Source organism: Pseudomonas folii (assembly GCF_014357575.1).
GTDB lineage: Bacteria > Pseudomonadota > Gammaproteobacteria > Pseudomonadales > Pseudomonadaceae > Aquipseudomonas > Aquipseudomonas folii.
On record NZ_JACONW010000010.1, the window covers coordinates 1 to 14,509 of the forward strand.

At 57.7% G+C, this 14,509-nt stretch carries 13 protein-coding genes; 5 read left to right on the forward strand and 8 right to left on the reverse strand.

Annotated features, from left to right (window positions below):
- Nucleotides 1-67: 67 nt before the first annotated feature.
- Entirely contained in the window at nt 68-934 is an 867-nt protein-coding gene (ptrR, locus tag H8S59_RS03945; RefSeq protein WP_187520566.1) for a putrescine utilization regulator PtrR, read from the reverse strand.
- 101 nt (nt 935-1,035) lie between these two features.
- Between ptrR and H8S59_RS03950 the strand changes: the two genes are divergently transcribed.
- Both H8S59_RS03950 and H8S59_RS03955 read left to right on the forward strand, forming a co-directional pair.
- The gene (locus H8S59_RS03950; RefSeq protein ID WP_187520567.1) at nt 1,036-2,427 is read left to right on the forward strand and encodes an aldehyde dehydrogenase family protein; all 1,392 of its coding nucleotides are present in this window, start codon (nt 1,036-1,038) and stop codon (nt 2,425-2,427) included.
- Nucleotides 2,428-2,887: 460 nt separating this feature from the next.
- Nucleotides 2,888-3,757, forward strand: a complete 870-nt coding sequence (locus H8S59_RS03955; RefSeq protein ID WP_095097342.1) for an isocitrate lyase/PEP mutase family protein — start codon at nt 2,888-2,890, stop codon at nt 3,755-3,757.
- Here H8S59_RS03955 and H8S59_RS03960 read toward each other — a convergent pair.
- On the reverse strand, nt 3,738-4,373 hold the full coding sequence (locus tag H8S59_RS03960) for an NAD(P)H-dependent oxidoreductase (protein WP_187520568.1): 636 nt from the start codon (nt 4,371-4,373) through the stop codon (nt 3,738-3,740). The genes H8S59_RS03955 and H8S59_RS03960 overlap by 20 nt on opposite strands.
- A 91-nt stretch (nt 4,374-4,464) precedes the next feature.
- Between H8S59_RS03960 and H8S59_RS03965 the strand changes: the two genes are divergently transcribed.
- Together H8S59_RS03965 and H8S59_RS03970 are read left to right on the forward strand one after the other, a co-directional pair.
- Complete coding sequence (locus H8S59_RS03965) at nt 4,465-5,082, forward strand: TetR/AcrR family transcriptional regulator (protein WP_343073034.1); 618 nt, start codon at nt 4,465-4,467, stop codon at nt 5,080-5,082.
- Nucleotides 5,079-6,782, forward strand: a complete 1,704-nt coding sequence (locus H8S59_RS03970) for an amidase (RefSeq protein ID WP_187520569.1) — start codon at nt 5,079-5,081, stop codon at nt 6,780-6,782. Before H8S59_RS03965 ends, H8S59_RS03970 begins: the two co-directional genes overlap by 4 nt.
- Before the next feature lie 13 nt (nt 6,783-6,795).
- Here H8S59_RS03970 and H8S59_RS03975 read toward each other — a convergent pair whose 3' ends face one another.
- Complete coding sequence (locus tag H8S59_RS03975) at nt 6,796-7,224, reverse strand: NUDIX hydrolase (RefSeq protein ID WP_187520570.1); 429 nt, start codon at nt 7,222-7,224, stop codon at nt 6,796-6,798.
- A gap of 338 nt (nt 7,225-7,562) precedes the next feature.
- Between H8S59_RS03975 and H8S59_RS03980 the strand changes: the two genes are divergently transcribed.
- Nucleotides 7,563-8,675 carry an endonuclease/exonuclease/phosphatase family protein gene (locus tag H8S59_RS03980; protein ID WP_187520571.1) on the forward strand — a complete coding sequence of 371 codons (1,113 nt, stop codon included), beginning with the start codon at nt 7,563-7,565 and terminating at the stop codon, nt 8,673-8,675.
- A 41-nt stretch (nt 8,676-8,716) separates the two neighbouring features.
- Here H8S59_RS03980 and H8S59_RS03985 read toward each other — a convergent pair whose 3' ends face one another.
- The 5 genes from H8S59_RS03985 to H8S59_RS04005 all read right to left on the reverse strand — a co-directional run bounded on the left by H8S59_RS03985 (nt 8,717) and on the right by H8S59_RS04005 (nt 14,467).
- Complete coding sequence (locus H8S59_RS03985) at nt 8,717-9,349, reverse strand: response regulator transcription factor (protein WP_187520572.1); 633 nt, start codon at nt 9,347-9,349, stop codon at nt 8,717-8,719.
- Nucleotides 9,342-10,412: a sensor histidine kinase gene (locus tag H8S59_RS03990; protein ID WP_187520573.1), complete on the reverse strand. Its 1,071-nt coding sequence runs from the start codon at nt 10,410-10,412 to the stop codon at nt 9,342-9,344. Before H8S59_RS03990 ends, H8S59_RS03985 begins: the two co-directional genes overlap by 8 nt.
- A gap of 73 nt (nt 10,413-10,485) precedes the next feature.
- Nucleotides 10,486-11,790: an ABC transporter ATP-binding protein gene (locus H8S59_RS03995; RefSeq protein WP_187520574.1), complete on the reverse strand. Its 1,305-nt coding sequence runs from the start codon at nt 11,788-11,790 to the stop codon at nt 10,486-10,488.
- 10 nt (nt 11,791-11,800) lie between these two features.
- Nucleotides 11,801-13,408, reverse strand: coding sequence for an ABC transporter permease subunit (locus H8S59_RS04000; protein ID WP_187520606.1), 1,608 nt, complete (start codon nt 13,406-13,408; stop codon nt 11,801-11,803).
- Nucleotides 13,409-13,984: 576 nt separating this feature from the next.
- On the reverse strand, nt 13,985-14,467 hold the full coding sequence (locus H8S59_RS04005) for a hypothetical protein (RefSeq protein WP_176469903.1): 483 nt from the start codon (nt 14,465-14,467) through the stop codon (nt 13,985-13,987).
- Between the last annotated feature and the right edge of the window lie 42 nt (nt 14,468-14,509).

Here is a 14,509-nt window from a genome sequence, read left to right on the forward strand (position 1 = left end):
GCAGGTGCAGTATGATTTCTAGAAATTACTGGATTTTCCGAAGCCCCGATTATTGCGAAACAGCCGGCTAAACCACCCCCCGCTCCTCCAGCATACGCACAAACATGGTGAGGCTGCGGGACACGGTGCCTTTGCGCCACACGAGCCAGGTGCGCAAAAAACGGAACGCTTCTGCCATCGGCCAGACGCTGACAGTGGTACAGCCCGGCATGCTCTGCAACATGCTGCGCGGCATGAGCGCCAGACCAGCACCAGCACTCACACAGGCGAGCATGCCGTGATACGACTCCATCTCGAAGATCTTGCCGGGCACTGCGGCGTCGTCGGCGAACCACTGTTCGAAGTGATGCCGATAGGAGCAATTGGAACGGAAGGCGTAAATATTCTCGCCGCTGACATCCAGCGCTCGACTGATCGGCGCGTGGCTGAGCGGCGCAATCAGCACCATTTCCTCCTCGAACGCAGGCACGCCTTCAAGTGCGGGGTGTAAAACCGGACCATCGACAAACGCCGCCACCAGCCGACCGGCCAGTACGGCATCGATCATGGTGCCGGACGGCCCGGTGGAAAGATCCAGTTCGACTTTCGAGTACTGCTGGTTGTAGGCCGCCAGCAGTTCGGGAATCCGCACCGCCGCTGTGCTCTCAAGTGAACCAAGGGCAAATGATCCCTGAGGCTCTTCACCGGCAACAGTGGCGCGGGCCTCCCCTACCAGATCAAGAATGCGCCGGGCGTAATCGAGAAAACTCCAGCCTGCTGGCGAAAGACGCAGACGGCTTTTTTCGCGGATAAACAGGTCCACGCCCAGATCCTGTTCCAGCTGTTTGATCCGGGTGGTCAGGTTTGAAGGCACGCGATGAATGTGCTGCGCCGCAGCGCTGATGCTGCCCTGCTCGGCAACGGCCTTGAACATTTCCAGCTGAACCAGATCCACACTATTCTCCTTTCGTGAAAGATACGCTCAGTATTATTCAGTTTTCATAAAAATCACAACACCGTAACCTGAACTCATTCCCCACCCAGCAGGACGGTGCAATGACTACTATCTCCAGCGTTTCCCATGCCATTTCGATCAACCCCGCCAACGGCGAACAGATCGGCCATTATTCTTTTGAATCTGATTCCGCTCTGGACGCCACTTTGTCCCGAGCGTCCAATGGTTTTGCTGTCTGGCGTAAAACGCCGGTCACGCAGCGCGCACGGCTCATGATCGCCCTGGCCAAAGTCTTGCGGGACAGCGCCGCCAACATGGCGAACATGATCACTCAGGAAATGGGCAAGCCAATTACCCAGGCCCGAGGCGAAATTGAAAAATGTGCGCAACTGTGTGAGTGGTACGCCGAACATGGCCCGGCGATGCTCAGTGCTGAACCGACGCTGGTTGAAGGTGGCAAAGCGCAAATCGAATACCGCCCGCTCGGCCCGATCCTGGCGGTGATGCCATGGAATTTCCCGATCTGGCAAGTGCTGCGTGGCGCTGTTCCGGTATTGCTCGCCGGTAATACCTACGTGCTGAAACACGCACCCAATGTGATGGGCAGTGCTTATCTGATGCAGGACGCCTTCAAGCGCGCGGGTTTTACGGACGGTGTTTTTGAAGTCATCAACGTGACACCTGAAGGCGTTTCCAAAGCGATCGCCGACCCGCGCATCGCAGCGGTGACGCTGACCGGTAGCGTGCGTGCTGGCATGGCCATCGGTGCCCAGGCCGGTGCAGCTTTGAAGAAATGCGTGCTGGAGCTGGGCGGCTCCGACCCGTTCATCGTGCTCAATGATGCGGACCTGGATGATGCGGTAAAAGCCGCCGTCATCGGGCGTTTCCAGAACAGCGGGCAAGTCTGCGCAGCGGCCAAGCGCCTGATTGTCGAGCAAGGTGTGGTCGAGGAATTCACCCGTAAATTCGTCGAAGCAACACGTCAGCTGTCGGTCGGCGATCCATTGCTGGCGGACACTTACGTCGGCCCGATGGCGCGGTTCGACCTGCGTGATGAGCTGGACGGCCAGGTCCAGGCCACTCTGAAAGAAGGCGCAACGTTGTTGCTTGGCGGCAAAAAAGCCCAAGGCGCGGGCAATTTCTATGAGCCGACAGTTTTTGCCGATGTCACCGACCAGATGACTTCGTTCAAGGAGGAGTTATTCGGCCCGGTTGCCTCGATCATTACCGCCCGGGATGCCGAACACGCCCTGGCATTGGCCAATGACAGCGAGTTCGGTCTCACCGCGACTGTCTATACCCGCAACGTTGATCAGGCGCGCAAAATGGCTGATGAACTGGAAACCGGTGGTGTATTCATCAACGGCTACAGCGGCAGCGACCCGAGGGTGAGCTTTGGTGGCGTGAAGAAAAGTGGTTTTGGCCGTGAGCTGTCGCACTTCGGTCTCAGGGAATTCTGCAATGCGCAGACTGTGTGGCTGGATCGTCGTTAAGCGACAGGTGACAATTCTGCCTTCCCTGCCCTCATCAGGGTGTCCTGTGGGCAGGGCTTTTACACAGGATTCACTGACGTGGGACCGGCTTTAGCCGGGAAGAGGCCGGGACATCCGCTGAATATGTGGCATCTGACAGGCAGCTTTCCCGGCTAAAGCCGGTCCCACATCATCAGTGTGTCCTGTGGGAGTAACCGGGGCGGCGCTCCACCTTGCTCGCGACAGCGTTTAATCAAACTATAGAGGGCAAGAACCAGCGCTCTGGTTTGCAGTTCTCTGATAAAAAGCCCGTTGCGCGAATATACGCAATGAAAATCGTTTCAGCTCATGCATAACCCCCTGCCAGACGGCGATCATGCAGTTTGTGCATGGGCCATTCTCAAACGTCATAACCCTATATTTTCGTGCGTGGTAGTCTCGCGCCACTACGAATAGAAGATGCCTAGAATCAGGAAACCTCATGCCCAGAATTTCCCACTTGGCGCTGCGCCAGAATTTTCGCGCGCTGCTTGCTTCACAAACCTGCTTCGAAACCGCATCTGTCTTCGATCCGATGTCTGCACGCATCGCCGGAGACCTGGGTTTCGAGGTTGGCATCCTGGGAGGTTCAGTGGCATCGCTGCAGGTATTGGCAGCGCCGGATTTCGCGCTGATTACCCTGACTGAGTTCGCTGAACAGGCCACCCGGATCGGCCGCGTTGCACAGCTGCCGTTCATCGCAGACGCCGACCACGGTTACGGTAATGCCCTGAACGTGATGCGTACCGTTGAAGAGCTTGAACGCGCTGGCGTTGCGGCACTGACGATTGAAGACACGCTGCTGCCTGCCCAGTTCGGCCGCAAATCCACCGACCTGATTACCATCGAAGAAGGCATTGGCAAGGTCAAAGCCGCTCTGGAAGCACGCATTGACCCCGAGCTGTCGATCATTGCCCGGACCAATGCCGGCGTCTTGCCGGTCAAGGACATCATCGAACGCACCAAGGCCTATGAAAAGGCTGGCGCCGACGGCATCTGTATCGTTGGCATCAGTGACTTCGAACACCTTGAACAGATCTCGGAACACCTCACCGTGCCGCTGATGCTGGTGACCTACGGCAATCCAAAGCTCAATGACTCGCAGCGTCTGGCAAGCCTGGGCGTGCGCATTATCGTCAAAGGCCATGCCGCCTACTTCGCAGCGATCAAGGCGACTTACGACTCCCTGCGCGCCCAACGTCAGGTCACACACAGCACGTCGAATCTGAGCGCTACCGAGTTGACTCACACTTACACCCTGCCTGAGAACTATGTGGCCTGGGCCAAAGAGTTCATGGATGTGAAAGAGTAATCGCGACGCGAGGCTTAGGCTGACATTCACAAGGGAAAATGACGCTGCCTTTCTTGTAGGCAGCGTTCAGATGAACGGCAGGTTCCTGCGTTTCTGAATCGAGCATCAGCTCTGACGTGATCACCCTGGCCCCGCAGTAATCAAAGATGCCGTGATCTATCTGCGTCTTCATGGCTGACGCATAGCCGTGACGCTCATAGGTTCCAGCATCTGCACCGCCGACTCCTACCAGATGCACCTCGAGGTCCGTGAGTTTCTTGATCAGGGTCGCCTCAGCGCTGAAGTCGAACGCCCAGCCGTTGGAGAAGACCCGATCTATCCATCCCTTGAGCAACGCGGGCATGGACCACCAGTAAACCGGATACACGATGATCAACGCGTCTGCGCGATCAATGCGTGCCTGCTCGGCTGCCACGTCTGCCGGGAACGGCCCTTCTTTTCGATGAACTGCGATATCAGCAGCGGTAAAGCGTGGATCGAACCCCGCAGCGGCCAGGTCGACCAGCTCGACCGTGTTGGCCTCGCTTGCATCGCTGATGCCTTCTGCGATGCGCCTGGCAATGCCATGAGTGAGGGAGCTGGAATCGTGATGGCTGACGACGATGAGTGCGTGCATGGTAAAGCTCCGACGCGGAATGATTGCTGATGGATGTTCACAGCTATATACTTTTCGTACATTAAAGTTAAGTTACCTTTGGTATATAAGCGTGTCAAGCCAGCCAAAAGACGCAAAGCCGCGCCAACGCATGTCCCGGGAAGGTCGCCTCAGTCAACTGCTGGAAGTGGCATGGCAAATCGTTCGCGAGGAAGGCACGGAAAGCCTGACACTGGGGCATCTGGCGCAAATCGCAGGGGTTACCAAACCTGTCGTATATGATCACTTCCCCACTCGCCCGCTGCTGTTGGCCAAACTCTATGCAGATTTTGATGTTCGACAAACCGCTCGCCTGGACGAAGCATTGCGCAACAGCGATTCGACCGTGCAGGCACGAGCGAGGGTCATTGCCGACTCCTACGTCGATTGTGTGCTGCTGCAAGGCCGGGAAATTCCTGGCGTGATCGCAGCGCTGAGCAGCTCTCCTGAACTGGAGAAAATCAAACGTGATTACGAGCTGATCTTCATGGGCAAATGTCGAGCAGCACTGGGAAGTCACAGCAAACCGAGTCAGATTTCGAACGCCCAGTTACGCGCCATGCTCGGCGCGGCGGATGCACTTTCCAATGCCGCCGCAGTGGATGAAATTTCCGCAGACGAGGCGAAGTCCGAGCTTTATGAAATTATTCTGGCCATGACTGAAAGAGCTCATTACGTGAGAACCCAATGATCAACGTCACAGAAGTTTCCATCGCGGATCTGCGCGCTGCGCTTGAGTCAGGCCAGACCACGGCCGTCGAGCTGGTTGAGGCGTATCTTGCCCGGATTGACGCTTACGACGGTCCGGATACACCTACCGCGCTGAATGCCGTGGTGGTTCGCAACCCTCAAGCCATTGCCGAGGCCCGGGCGTCTGACGCTCGTCGCGCGAATGGCCAAACGCTTGGCCCGCTGGACGGCATCCCCTACACCGCCAAGGACAGCTATCTGGTCAAAGGCCTCACCGCCGCGTCAGGAAGTCCTGCATTTGTCGACCTGGTCGCTCAGCATGACGCCTTTACCATCGGCCGACTTCGCGCCGCCGGGGCGATCTGTCTGGGCAAGACCAATATGCCACCGATGGCTAACGGCGGCATGCAGCGTGGGGTCTATGGTCGCGCCGAGAGCCCTTACAACGCTGAGTACCTGACCGCTCCGTTTGCTTCCGGCTCATCGAATGGCGCTGGCACCGCAACCGCCGCCAGCTTTGCCGCGTTCGGCATGGCTGAGGAAACCTGGTCCAGCGGCCGAGGTCCTGCCTCCAACAACGGCCTGTGTGCCTACACCCCATCGCGAGGAGTCATATCGGTGCGTGGCAACTGGCCGCTGACGCCGACCATGGATGTTGTGGTGCCCTACGCCAGAACCATGGCTGACCTGCTTGAAGTGCTCGATGTGATCGTCGCAGAAGATCCCGACACCCGAGGCGATCTCTGGCGGTTGCAGCCGTGGGTAGAGCTTCCGAGTGTGGCTTCGGTGCGCCCTGCTTCCTATGGCGAACTTGCAGTGAGTTCACAGACGCTCGCGGGCAAGCGCTTCGGTGTGCCGCGTATGTACATCAATGCCGATCCGCTGGCAGGTACGGCGGAGAAACCTGGCATTGGCGGTCCAACCGGCCAGCGCATCATCACTCGCCCGTCCGTCATTGAGCTGTGGCAAGAGGCGCGCAAGGCGCTCGAAGCCGCTGGAGCTGAAGTGATCGAAGTGGATTTCCCGCTGGTATCGAACTGCGAGGGTGATCGTCCAGGTGCGCCGACGGTGTTTACCCGCGGGCTGGTCTCAAAGGAGTTCCTGCATCACGAACTGTGGGATTTGTCGGCCTGGGCCTTTGATGAATTCCTGAGGGCCAATGGCGACCCGGCGCTGAATCGTCTGGCCGATGTCGACGGGGCGAAAATCTTCCCCCACGACCCAGGCACCCTGCCCAACCGTGAAGACGATCTGGCTGCCGGTATGGATGAGTATGTGCGCATGGCCAAGCGCGGGATCACGCCCTGGAATGAGATCCCTTCCCTGCCGGATGGCCTTCGCGGGCTGGAGCAGACGCGTCGCATCGACCTGGAAGACTGGATGGAAGGTCTGGGCCTTGATGCCGTGCTCTTCCCGACCGTTGCCGATGTGGGCCCGGCCAATGCCGATGTCGACCTGCAATCAGCCGATATCGCCTGGAGCAATGGCGTGTGGGTGGCCAACGGTAATCTCGCCATACGCCACTTGGGCGTGCCGACCGTCACTGTGCCAATGGGCGTGATGGCAGACATTGGCATGCCGGTGGGGCTGACGTTCGCAGGACGTGCGTATGACGACTCGAACCTGCTGCGCTTTGCTTCGGCATTTGAGTCGATCGGCAGCAAGCGGATGATTCCGCCAAGAACGCCGACACTGAAGTGACGCTATTTAGAGCTCAGCTCGCGAGACGGGCTGAGCTCTTTTCCATATTGGCTGCGCAATGTTTGAGCAAGGCTTTGATTGAGCCACGAACATTACGCTTGCCCAGTTCTTTGGCTTTAAACCAGCGACAGTCATCAATCTCGTTGGACGCTCGCGGCTTCTGATGCTCTGCGCGCTGAGCCTCAAAGAGGAAATGAACGGCCTTGTCGTCCTGGTATTCCGAAACGTAGGCAAGCTGATCGAAGGTCAATCCGGTCTCTTCTGCCATTTCACGCATGGCAGCCTGCAGCGGTGTCTCGCCCTGCTCGACACGGCCACCTGGCAGGTTCCATTTAGCGTTGCGCTTGCGAACGAAAAGGATCTCGCCATGATGACGGCAGATCACGGTGGCACGTCTTTTCAGGCTTTTATGCCCGGAGGTTGCAGCTTCCGTTGCGCCCATGTGCGTTCCTTCAAACGTTTATCCAAAGCCAATCCGGCAAATGCTCTTCGACGACAGTGCGCCATGCTTGTGTCGATATGATGACCACAGGGCTCGACGGGAAGTTCAGCTTCAGGGCGGGATGCGATGCTCTGAGCTAACCCTCATAATTGTAAGAGCGCACGAGCAATGCGAGGCCGCGATGACGGTGCGTCAGGCAGAACGCTATCGCGGCCTCGCGGTGCTCGTGCGCTCCTACAGGCCCCTTGTGTGCTGAGCGGCATTCATCTCACTGTCACTACGCCGTGCAACGCTGGACGCTATCGGTCCACCATCGCCCCATTGCTTGAGGTATGCCCATGAGACTCGCCTCCTACAACGTCGAAAACCTGTTCAATCGCGCCAAGGCGATGAACCTTGATGGCTGGGCGGAAGGCAGGCCAACACTGGAGCGCTTCGCGAAACTGAATGCGCTGCTGGGACAGGAAACCTATTCCGTCGCCGACAAGACAGCCATGGTCAAATTACTGGTTGAGCTAGGTCTCAGCCGCTCCGACCGTGGCCCATTCGTGATGCTTCGGCAAAACCGCGGCAATCTGGTCAAACGCCCTCGCAACGGAGACATGACAATCGTTGCCAATGGCCGTGCGGACTGGACCGGATCGCTTGAACTGATTCAGGCCCCGGTTGACGAAGAAGCCATGCGAAATACCGCCAGGGTGATGATTGACCTCCAGGCAGACGTACTGGCGGTGGTAGAAGCAGAAAGCAGGCCGGCCCTCCGTGACTTCAATGCCGAAATCATCGGCGGGCTTGGCGGCGATGTGTACAGCCATGTCATGTTGATCGACGGTAACGACGAGCGTGGCATTGATGTCGGCGTCACGACCCGGGCAGGATTCCCCATCGGTCTTATGCGCAGCCACGTTGACGACAGCGTTGACGGAGGCCAGCTGATTTTCTCCAGGGATTGCCCTGAGTTCTACCTGTCCATGCCTTCCGGCGCGCAACTTGTGCTGCTCGTCAATCACCTGAAAAGTAAAGGCTACGGCAGCCTCGCCGACTCGGCGAAAAGACGGCTTGCTCAGGCCAGCAGAGTGAAGGAAATCTACAACTCGCTCATCGAGCAAGGCGAACAGTATGTTGCAGTGGTGGGCGACTTCAACGACACCCCCGACAGCGAAGCCTTGAAACCGCTGCTTGAGGATACGACCCTGAAGGATGCATTTACCCACGAGCATTTCAACGACGGCGGCTATCCGGGAACGTACGGCTCGTGCAACGCTTCCAACAAAATCGATTACCTGCTGCTGTCCCCGGAACTGTTCAAAAAAGTGAGTGCTGGCGGGGTTTTCCGCAAGGGCATGTGGCCAGGATCCAGACCTGTGCGCTGGGAAACGTACCCCGAGCTGACCCGCAAAGAGAACGCCAGCTCTGATCATGCGGCGGTCTGGGTTGATCTGGATATCTAGCCATGAAGAAACCCGGAGCAGCGCAACGGATACTCGAGGAATCAATTCTCAAGCTTCAAACGTTCCGACATCTTGACCAACGTGGCCAGCGAATCCGCGCTCATTTTGCGCATCAGCGCACCGCGCCGAACCTTTACGGTTATTTCGCTCAAGCCCAGTCGTGCGGCCACCTGCTTGTTGAGCAGCCCTTGAACCACTAATTCCATGACCTCTCGCTCGCCGTCGGTCAGGCTGGCGTAGCACTGCTTCAACTGATCAATCCGGGCCGCCGCTTCACGGGTTTGCCTGTCCTGACTCAAGCCCTGACTGATGGCGTCGAGTAGATCCTGCTCGCGGAAAGGCTTGGTCAGAAACTCGATGGCGCCCGCCTTCATGGCTTTTACCGACATGGGAATATCACCATGGCCCGTGATGAAAATCACGGGCAGTGAAATGCACAGGCGCGCCATTTCCCGCTGGAAATCCAGCCCACTCATGCCCGGCATACGCACATCCAGCACCAGACAGCCGGGCACATCGGGCAATGTGGCGTCAATGAATTCGCGAGCGGAGCCGAACGTCATGCATGCCAGGCCAACCGACGCCATGAGGTCTTCCAGGGACTCACGCACCGATCGGTCGTCATCGACGATGTAAACCATGTCGGCAGCGATTTCACTAACAGTTTCAGGCATCGGATTCTCTGGCAATAGCGGGCAGCGTGAAGTGAAAGGTAGCGCCAAACGGCGAGTTGTTCGAGGCCCAGATCCGGCCATCATGGGCTTCGATAATGGAGCGGCTGATGGCCAACCCCATTCCCATGCCTTCCGGTCGGGTCGTGTAGAAGGCTTCGAACACCCGCTCGCAATCCCGTGGCGACAAACCGTTGCCTTGATCGGTAATCGAGAAGCGCAGTTGCTGGGGCGACTCAAGCACTACGTGGCAGTCCAGTGTTCGCCGCTCGGAGCTTACCTGGCGCATCGCATCGACCGCATTCATGGCCAGATTGAGGATAACTTGCTGAATCTGCACCTCATCAGCCAGCAGCGGAGGCAAGCCTTCTTCAATCTGCACGTGCAGCGCGATCTCTTGCTCAGCCAACTCACCGGCGATCAACCGGAGCGCCCCCTTGACCGCATCTTCGACGTTCAACCATTGCTTGCTCGGCGCCTGATGCCTCGCAAGGCTGCGCAGCCGGGCGATGATTTCACTGGCGCGATGTGTGTCTTCGATGATGCGCTCCACTGCCTGTCGGGCTTTGGGCAGGTTGGGAGGATCAGCCGCGATCCAGCGCAGGCAGGCGCTGCCGCTGGTCGCGGTGGCAGCCAGGGGCTGGTTCAATTCATGGGCAATCGAGGCGGCAAGCTCACCCAGCACATTGACCCGGGCGACATGCTCAAGGTGCGCACGGGTCTGATGCACTGCGCTGACGGCTGCGGACAGGCGCAACGCCAGCCATGTCGTGCAGCCAATGGCCGCGAGGCTGATCAGCACATTGACCAGCCCCGACTCCATATCGCCAAAACGCGTGAACCGGTAACTCAGAATCGTCAGCACCATACAGACGAGGGATATCCCCGCCACCGCCCGCGCGGGCAGGAACCTGGCGGCGATCAGCACCACGATGACCTGAAAGACCCCAACCGCAATTTCAAGATCGGTGACCGTGTCAATCGCGGCAATGCCCAATGCCAACGCAAACAACAGGACCAAACGAAGCGTTAATCGAGTCCGTTTCACTGGATCACCATCGCGCATCACCCCCAGCAGGATTGCAGACGCAGAGTGTATAGCGGCCGCCGTCGCCTGTTCACTGGAAACTTCAATCCACTCAGGAAGGGTTGTCCAGGCTGAACTGATCGGCCACGTCGTCATAGGCGAAAAGCTCGGCGTAGCGCCCCCACTGGGTCACGCAGTCCAGTGTGACGGCCGCATCGCTCTGCGACATGAAATCTTCCAGCTCGTCACGGAAGCGTCTGGCCGGTGCCGTGCGCCCAGGACGATCATCCAGCACCCGACGGATATGGCTGACCAGCGGCACATACCTGAGCAGGTGCTGGGCAAACAACTGTTTGCGCTCATCCACGTCCGACTGGGCATAACGTCGCCCGGCTGGCAGAAGCGTGATATCTCCCTCCCGCATTTCGGCAAATCGCATCAGTTGCAGCACTTCGGCCAACGAAAAAAGATCACCCGAGGTGGAGCGCAATGCCGTGGCCAGTTCGCGCAAATCGGCCTGCCCGTCATACGGGGGATTGTCTACTGCCTCGATCAGCCCTGCCAAAGCGTTGGTGGAAGTCAATGGCAAGACCATGCCGATGCCATTTCCTGCAAACAGACTTTCACGCGGCGAATGAACGGCGCTGCCGCCCGCCATGTGCACGTAAATGCTTTCCACCAGTGCCTGAAAAGCAGGGTCTGCGCGGTTTCGCGGCTGGGCGAGATCGACCTTGACCTCACACATGATCCGCCCCGGATTGGAGGAAAGAATCAGGATGCGATCACACATCAACACCGCTTCTTCGATGTTATGGGTGACCATCAGAATTGACTTGATCGGCATCCGGCCTTCGCTCCAGAGATCGAGCAAGTCAGTGCGCAGTGTTTCGGCGGTCAACACGTCCAAGGCGGAAAACGGCTCATCCATCAGCAGAATATCGGGGTTGACCACCAGTGCACGGGCCAGACCGACTCGCTGGCGCATGCCACCGGACAACTCTTTCGGATAGGCACTCTCAAACCCGTCGAGGCCGATCATATCGATGGCCGCCAAGGCCCGCCGACGCCGCTCGGGCGCTGCCACGCTCAATGCCTCAAGGCCGATTTCCACGTTCTGCAACACGGTCAGCCAAGGGAACAAGGCAAAGCTCTGGAACACCATCCGCACCGAGGTGGAAACGCCCGGCGTATTTGCCGGGAATGCTACGACACCGGTGGTGGGCGACACCAACCCGGCGATGGAGCGCAACAACGTGGACTTCCCCGACCCCGACCGCCCCAGCAGCCCGATGACCTCGCCGTCGTTGAGACGCATGGCGACATCATCCAGCACCACGCGTTTGGTGCCCCCAGCCGTGCCGTAAACATGACCGAGCCCCTGCACGTCCACCAGACAACGTTTTTCGATTACTTCCATTGGAATACCCTCAATCAATTCGAAGCCGACGTTCGGCAAAACGGTACAGCGGACGCCATAGCAGGCTGTTGAAACCGACCACAAATACGGACATCACGACGATGCCCAGCGCCACCCGCTGGAAATCACCCGCCGTCGTGGCCTGGGCAATGAACGACCCCAACCCCGACGCATACAGATGATCGCTGCCCCATGACACCGCCTCGGCGACGATGCTGGCGTTCCAGGAGCCACCCGCAGCCGTCAAAGCGCCGGTCACGTAATAAGGGAAAACACCCGGCAGCACGACTTTGCGCCACCATTGCCAGCCCCGCACGCGGAACACCCGTGACGCTTCGAGCAAGTCGGTCGGCAACGCGCTGGCACCGGCAATCACGTTAAAAAGGATGTACCACTGGGTACCCAGGATCATCAGCGGCGACAGCCATACATCAGGGTTCAGCTTCAAGGTGACAATCGTGACCACGGCGAACGGGAACAGAATGTTTGCCGGGAACGCTGCCAATAATTGCGCGATGGGTTGCAAACGTTCTGCCCAGCGCGGATTCAGGCCGATCCAGACACCAACGGGTACCCAGACAAGACTGGCCAGGACGATAAGCACCGCCACACGCGCCAGAGTGGCGAGCCCCAGACCAAACGCATTGACCACCTCCTCCACACCCAGCGTGCTGCCGATGAAGCACGCCAACTGATAGATGCCGGTCATGCACGCAATAACGATCAGGACTATCCACGCCAGATCGATGTAACGCTGCCACCGGCTATTGATCGTGAAGCCCATGCGCGCCATTTTCGGTATGCGCATCGCTGGCATCCACTCGCTCACACTGCGCAGCGACGCAAACAACAACGGGACAATTCGTGTGGACCTGAGCAGGTCATAAACCCGGGACCGCGGCCGTTTATGGGAAGCGGTCTGTTCAAATCGAAACTTGTCCGCCCACGCCACGATCGGCCGGAAAAACAACACGTCGTACAGAACGATTACCCCGACCATAGCCAGCACCGCCCAACTGATCGCGGCGATATCCTTCTGCTGAATCGCGAGCGCCAGCCATGAACCGATACCCGGCAAATTGACGGTGCTGTCCCCAACCGTGATGGACTCGGACGCCACGACAAAAAACCAGCCGCCTGACATAGACATCATCATGTTCCACACCAGCCCGGGCATCCCGAACGGCAGTTCGACCTTGATGAACCGCTGCCAAGGCGAGAACGAAAACTGCCGACTGACATCGTAAAGGTCGTTAGGCACTGTCCTCAGGGATTGGTAAAAACTGAAGGTCATGTTCCAGACCTGGCTGGTAAAAATGGCAAACACCGCAGCGCATTCCAGCCCCCACTGCCGCCCCGGAAAAATGCTCATGAAGAACACCACGGTAAACGTCAGGAAACCCAGCACCGGTACCGATTGAAGAATGTCCAGCGCCGGTAAAATTACCATCGCGGCCCTGCGACTTTTGGCGGCCAGTGTGGCGATGACAATGGAAAACACAAACGACACAAACAATGCGGCAAACATGCGCAAGGTGGTGCGCAACGTATAGGCGGGCAATTGCACCAGATCGAGTGACATCGGCGCAGAATCAAGAACGCTGAGCGGCTGATTCATTTGCCCGGCACTGTAAAAAACAAACAGCGCCAGCAAACCAATGGCGGCAATCAGCGCGCCCTCGGCGAGCAGGGATGCAGAGCGGGGTTGAGCCGTGTTGTTTACCGGGCTTCTCAGGGATAAAGGCAGGGAGAAACGCATAATATAGCCTCTGTCGGGCGTCTCAAACGTAGGCATCCACCTGTCAGGTGAAGCAAACGCATGAAGCACTTCGATCCAATAATCAGTTTTGCTTTACTTGGGTAAAGCATAAGGACTGACGCTGATCGGATCGACAGAAACTAAGGACGTCAAAATATACGTTGGTATATCAGGTACGTGTCTGGGTTATTGAATTATGTGTGCCGTTACTATCAATGAATGACGCAATTGCATGGCGGGTAACATTACTCACAAATGGGACTCAAAATCCAGGCTAAGGCTTGGTAAGAACATGGCCGAAATTGAAATTTCACAATGGCATCTGGCTGTTGCCTTAGAGCCATATCAGCGTTGACTGAATAGCATTTAAAAGAAAAAGCCCTGAGGGGTTCAGGGCTTTGGCCTTCACAGTCTTGGCGCAAGACTAGCGATTGCTTACTGGCTTTTCATTGCCAGCACGGCAGCCTGTTTCGCCTGTGTTGCATCCATGGTGCCGTTTTTTGAGGCTTTATCGAGCGCAGCAGACGCGGCCATCAGACCAGAATTGAGCGACGCCAAAGCTGTTTGCAAACCGGCCACTTTTGCCTGACGAGCCTCTGGGCTCATGCTTTTATTAGCCATTGCCGCTTGCAGCTCAGCCATCTTCTCGGCGATCTGCTGCTTCAATTCACGGATCCTGATCAGGGTTTGCTGGACCGAACCGGGCAAGCCACTTTCGGTGATGTCGCTGTTATCGTTTTTAGCCTTGGCTTTGTTCAGACCTGCCGCGGACAGCGAGACCTTTACGCCCACTGGCGCAGCTGCAGACTCTGCAGCATTCGGCTCACCCTGAGTGGCTTCAGTGTCTGCTTTTTTCGTGACGCCTTGCAGTAACGTCAGATCGTTGTTAACAGGCGATTGGGTACTAATAGTGGTCATGGCCATCCTTATCAGAAAAAGCTCTGGAAGGCGTATCGGCAG